Annotated in this window: 2 protein-coding genes; both read left to right on the top strand. The window is 31.4% G+C overall.

The genetic code is table 11. The features are described from left to right. Positions 1–223 precede the first annotated feature (223 nt). Positions 224–1,885: a hypothetical protein gene (locus BZG02_RS20600; protein WP_101263632.1), complete on the top strand. Its 1,662-nt coding sequence runs from the start codon at positions 224–226 to the stop codon at positions 1,883–1,885. 9 nt (positions 1,886–1,894) lie between these two features. Next, a complete protein-coding gene (locus tag BZG02_RS20605; protein ID WP_101263633.1) occupies positions 1,895–2,353 on the top strand; it encodes a hypothetical protein in 459 nt (152 codons plus the stop codon). The last annotated feature ends 215 nt before the right edge of the window (positions 2,354–2,568 follow it).

Raw genomic sequence — 2,568 nt, forward strand, 5'->3', positions numbered from 1 at the left:
CTAATCTTATTTGCATGAATTACTGCTAATAATAGAGTTAAATCTGACTCAGATAAGAACTTATTTTCGGTCAGAAAATAAACATACTTTCAATTTTTATGTATCCTAAAAACCGCTATATTTAACACTTATTTGAGCAGTTTGTTGAGTTTTTAGACAGACTGCCGTTATGGGCAAGCTAAAAAGAGCATCGTGCTAATATCAAACGATAATAAAATGTAAAATGAGTGATAGTTTAAGAGATATTGCAATTCAGATTAACCAAATGTCAAATGATTACGAGATTGGTAATCTGCAAGATATTCGCAAGGATTTAAAAGGTTTAAAGAAAAAAGCTAATAGCAATATTTTTGTTGACGACTCAAAAACTATGACTGATGATTGGGCTTTTCATTATGGAGGAAGGTCTGAACTTCAATATAATATTGGATTTGAGGATGAAGGATTTCGATATGGATTAGCGTTTTCACTTGAAACAAGCCAAACATTACCTGATATCAACCTACTAAGACCAAAAATTAAGAAACTAAATACTTTAATTCAAGAAAAGCCAAATGTGTTTAGTGATTATAATATGTGGTATTGGCAAGGTGGAGTGAGAAGTGATATTTTTGATGTTAGAAAAATTGATAGTGAACTAATTCAAAATGGTACTTTTATCTTTTTTGGAAAACTTATTGAAAAAGATAAACTTAACTACAATGAGATTCTTCAAACATTTGATAATCTGCTTCCAATCTATAAAGATGTTGAAACCAAGGAATTAACAACCCAAACTCAACTTACTAAGACTTGTGTTTTAAAACCAATAATGTGGAATACTGATAATTACAAAGGGCCTTCGGGATTTCAGAGTGCTGGAGGTTTTTCAAAAGACAATGGTTATGGTCATGAGGAGTGGAATAACGATGATAACTGGGTTTGGAGAAACTTTAAAGTTTTCCATACTGAAAGCAAACCAAAATTGTTAGAATATTCAAATGATGGTAATTTGGGTATTGTAATGATTGCTTCTTTTGAGAAGAAACAGTACGCAGTTGGTATTGCAACAAATGTTTATCACAACGATATAGACGAAAGAAAACTTATTGCTTCCGAATTAAACAATTATGAGAATCATCATCAAGTTTGGCAACAAGGTACCGTTAAACGAGCGTTTGATAATGATAAAGAAAGCTTTCTTGAACACTGGAAAAAGAACTATACTTGGGTTCAATGGAAATGTCCTACAGAAAATTATTGCTGGTTTGAAAAACCAGTTTTATTAAACCCACAAGATTTTTCAGGAAAGGACAAGCTGATTTCAATGCATGGAAGCTATCAAAGGGTTTTACCACAACTTGTATTAGAAACACTATCTGATAATTTTGCAGACAAGCCTCAAATAATTGACTGGTTGACAACTGGTGAATTTGATACAGACTGGGTTGATAGTGATACTAAAGTGAAATCAAACACAAAGCTCAGAAAACGATATTCAAGTAGTGGTGCAAATGCTCCTGCATCAAGAGCATTTTCCTACTGGATTAATGGACAAAGGAATATTGAGCCTTTGCATGCAAAACTGCAAGCTCTTTTCGTTGATTATCTTTCAAAGAGAGGTGTTGATTACATAGAAAATCAAGACTATATTGATGTGCAATACACACAAGGTGATATTAGCTATTACTGTGAAATTAAGCCTACAAAGAATATGGATACTAAATATGCTATTAGAATCGCAGTAGGACAGTTATTGGAATACCGTTATTTTAATAACAAAAATGCAAAGTTGGAAATTGTGATTAGTTCAAAACCTAGAGATAAGGAACTTGAATTTGTAAAATCACTTGACATGAAATTGACTTATTTAGATGACTTAACAAATGAATTTATTACCAATTAAATATAAATTATGGAATATATAATTGATTTAAGATTTGAAGACAAAAACTATTGTGCAATTATCCATTTTGTTACAACTTATACAGTTAATAGCGAAGAGGAATCAAAATTATTTCTAAGTGAACTTTTAACTGGATTTCAAAGAAGAGAAGTAATTATTTTACACTATAGTAATAACAGGATTGATAATGATGAGATTTTAAAAAGAAGAAGTTACGAGTATTTAGAGTTTACAAAATCTCAAGCGACAGCTTCTATCCAAATAGAACAATTCCACTTATCTAAACCTGACCAAAACAAAACCCTTATTGAAAATTTGACTGATAAGTTTTGGAATGGTGAAGATTCAATTGCCAATATTGGAAAGAAATTTAATATACCAGTGAAGGTTTATAATAAAGAATCAAGAAACCCTATTTCAGGTGAATTTTACTATTTTTCGATTGAACATTTAATACCCAAAGAATAAAGCCAGCCCATAACAACTAAGCGTTCGTGTGGCAGGAACTGCCCAGCATGAACGGGGCGTTGACGTAACCGATGACATTATTGCTACTTTATGGGGAATGGTGTAAGTGAAAACCTTTTTAGAAAGGGAATTTAATATGGAAAGATTTTTAAATGCAGTAATTTCAAAGAATAATAGAAAGTTGTAGATCCGTCTACAGCTTTTTTTGTGTTTTA

The sequence above is a fragment of the Labilibaculum filiforme genome (assembly GCF_002843315.1).
Lineage (GTDB): Bacteria > Bacteroidota > Bacteroidia > Bacteroidales > Marinifilaceae > Labilibaculum > Labilibaculum filiforme.

Excerpts from the sequence above, each read along its gene's own strand:
- BZG02_RS20600 (WP_101263632.1), top strand. The coding sequence starts at position 224 with ATGAGTGATAGTTTAAGAGATATTGCAATTCAGATTAACCAAATGTCA.
- BZG02_RS20605 (WP_101263633.1), top strand. The coding sequence starts at position 1,895 with ATGGAATATATAATTGATTTAAGATTTGAAGACAAAAACTATTGTGCA.